This is a genomic window from Moorena sp. SIO4A1 (assembly GCF_010672065.1).
Taxonomy (GTDB): Bacteria; Cyanobacteriota; Cyanobacteriia; order Cyanobacteriales; family Coleofasciculaceae; genus Moorena.
The window spans coordinates 1-2,348 of sequence record NZ_JAAHHX010000300.1; the positions used below are offsets into that span (position 1 = coordinate 1).

Below are 2,348 nucleotides of genomic sequence, written 5' to 3' on the forward strand. Positions count from 1 at the left end.
TATCAATATTTAATCAAACATTCCTGGATTTAATTTTTAAGAGTCAGTAAAGTTAGCTAAAAGATTAAGTGATGAAAGGAAAAACTAATGATGAAAGAAAAAACTAACCCTAAATGCGATTGACCTTGGCCTTTGGGCCACGCGGGGCGCGTTTGGCCACGCTTCGCGAACGCATCTGAATATATAGCAGTCGCCAGGGCAGTTAGGACATGACAAAAGTCTCAAACCTAAGTAAGCGCAAGAGTTTGACTTCTGACTTCTGACTTCTGACTTCTGACTTCTGACTTCTGCTATATTTGAGGCTGATTCCCTGTCTTGATGCAGCGCAAAATTGCCGATAATCAACTGAAGACTTCGGCTCTAATGGCAATCTATTTAGTTGGTAAGTACCCGATGAGGCGTTCGCGTAGCGTGGCCTTTAGGCCATGGCTTGAGCACCTACTTCATTCTTCTGTGGACAGGCATATGATTATTTCGAGTCTGGGGCTAACTGTTGTGCTACTGTTTTTGGCTCTTTGTCTATTTCCTCTGTATATGGATTGAGGTCGATGTCAGGATAGAGTTTTTGCGCTTCTTTGAATTTTTTAACAGCACTCTTGATATTTGGCTCTTTTTGTAACACAAAAGCCCTACCTTGTCTCACCAGAAAGTCGGCTTTGGCTTTATCTTCCCAACCAGCATACTTAAGACAAACTTCTCCTGCTTTATTATTTTGAGGCGCAACGAGGTCAGGATGAAATTGTAGCTGATCACATCCCTCTTTTAATAAATTTCGCCAATCTAAACCCAGCCACAAACGCACTGTTCCGTCGCCACTGGCACTGAGAATCTGTTTGCCATCTCGACTAAAAGCAATATCAGTGACCCTACTTGTATGACCTTGTAATGTATGGAGAGCAAGACCTGTTTCTGTGTCCCACAAACGCACTGTGTTGTCCCAACTGCCACTGAGAATCTGTTTGCCATCTCGACTAAAAGCGATCTCATTGACAAAAGTAGTATGACCTTCTAATGTATGGAGATGTTGACCGGTTTCGGTGTCCCACAACCGTAATGTTTTGTCGCCACTGCCACTGAGAATCTGTTTGCCATCTGGACTAAAAGCGATAGCCCAGACACCATCTATATGACCTTGTAATGTATGGAGAGTAAGACCTGTTTCTGTGTCCCACAAACGCAATGTTCCGTCGCCACTGCCACTGAGAATCTGTTTGCCATCTCGACTAAAAGCGATATCATTGACAGCACTTGTATGACCTTTTAATGTATGGAGAGTAAGACCTGTTTCTGTGTCCCATAACCGCACTGTGTCGTCCTCACTGCCACTGAGAATCTGTTTGCCATCTCGACTAAAAGCGATCGCAGTGACATCTTCTGTATGACCTTGTAATGTATGGAGAGTAAGACCTGTTTCTGTGTCCCATAACCGCACTGTGTCGTCCTCACTGGCACTGAGAATCTGTTTGCCATCTCGACTAAAAGCGATCGCAGTGACATCTTCTGTATGACCTTCTAATGTATGGAGAGGTTGACTGGTTTCTGTGTCCCATAACCGCACTGTGTCGTCCTCACTGGCACTGAGAATCTGTTTACCATCTCGACTAAAAGCGATCGCAGTGACATCTTCTGTATGACCTTCTAATGTATGGAGAGGTTGACCGGATTCGGTGTCCCACAACCGCACTGTGTTGTCATCACTGTCACTGAGAATCTGTTTGCCATCTGGACTAAAAGCGATCGCACTGACCCAACTAGTATGACCTTCTAATGTATGAATTAGTGTACCGGAATCTGTGTCCCACAAACGCACTGCTCCGTCGTCACTGCCACTGAGAATTTGTTTGCCATCTGGACTAAAAGCGATCGCACTGACCCAACTAGTATGACCTTCTAATGTATGGATTAGTGTACGGGATTTGGTGTCCCACAAACGCACTGTTGTGCTGTCCAAACTGCCACTGAGAATCTGTTTGCCATCTGGACTAAAGGCGATATCAGTGACAAAATCTGTATGACCTTCTAATTCGTCTGTATGGAGAGTTTGACCTGTTTCTGTGTCCCACAAACGCAATGTTCCGTCGCCACTGCCACTGAGAATCTGTTTGCCATCTGGACTAAAAGCGATCCCATAGACATCATCAGTATGATCTTCTATATGGAAAGGTTGACCGGAATCTGTGTCCCACAACAATGTGTTGTCCCAACTGTCACTGCTGAGAATCGGTTTGCTATCTGGACTAAAAGCGATATCAGTGGCAGTATTAGTATGACCTTCTAATGTATGTATTAGTGTACCGGTTTCTGTGTCCCACAAACGCAATGTTCCGTCGCCACTGCCACTGAGAATC

Annotated in this window: 2 protein-coding genes; both read right to left on the minus strand. The window is 44.6% G+C overall.

The window, feature by feature from the left end; genetic code table 11:
• Positions 1-202 precede the first annotated feature (202 nt).
• Positions 203-370 carry a hypothetical protein gene (locus tag F6K53_RS37505; RefSeq protein ID WP_293084722.1) on the minus strand — a complete coding sequence of 56 codons (168 nt, stop codon included), beginning with the start codon at positions 368-370 and terminating at the stop codon, positions 203-205.
• Positions 371-469: 99 nt separating this feature from the next.
• A partial coding sequence (locus tag F6K53_RS37510; protein WP_293084725.1) for a WD40 repeat domain-containing protein occupies positions 470-2,348 on the minus strand: 1,879 nt, incomplete at its 5' end.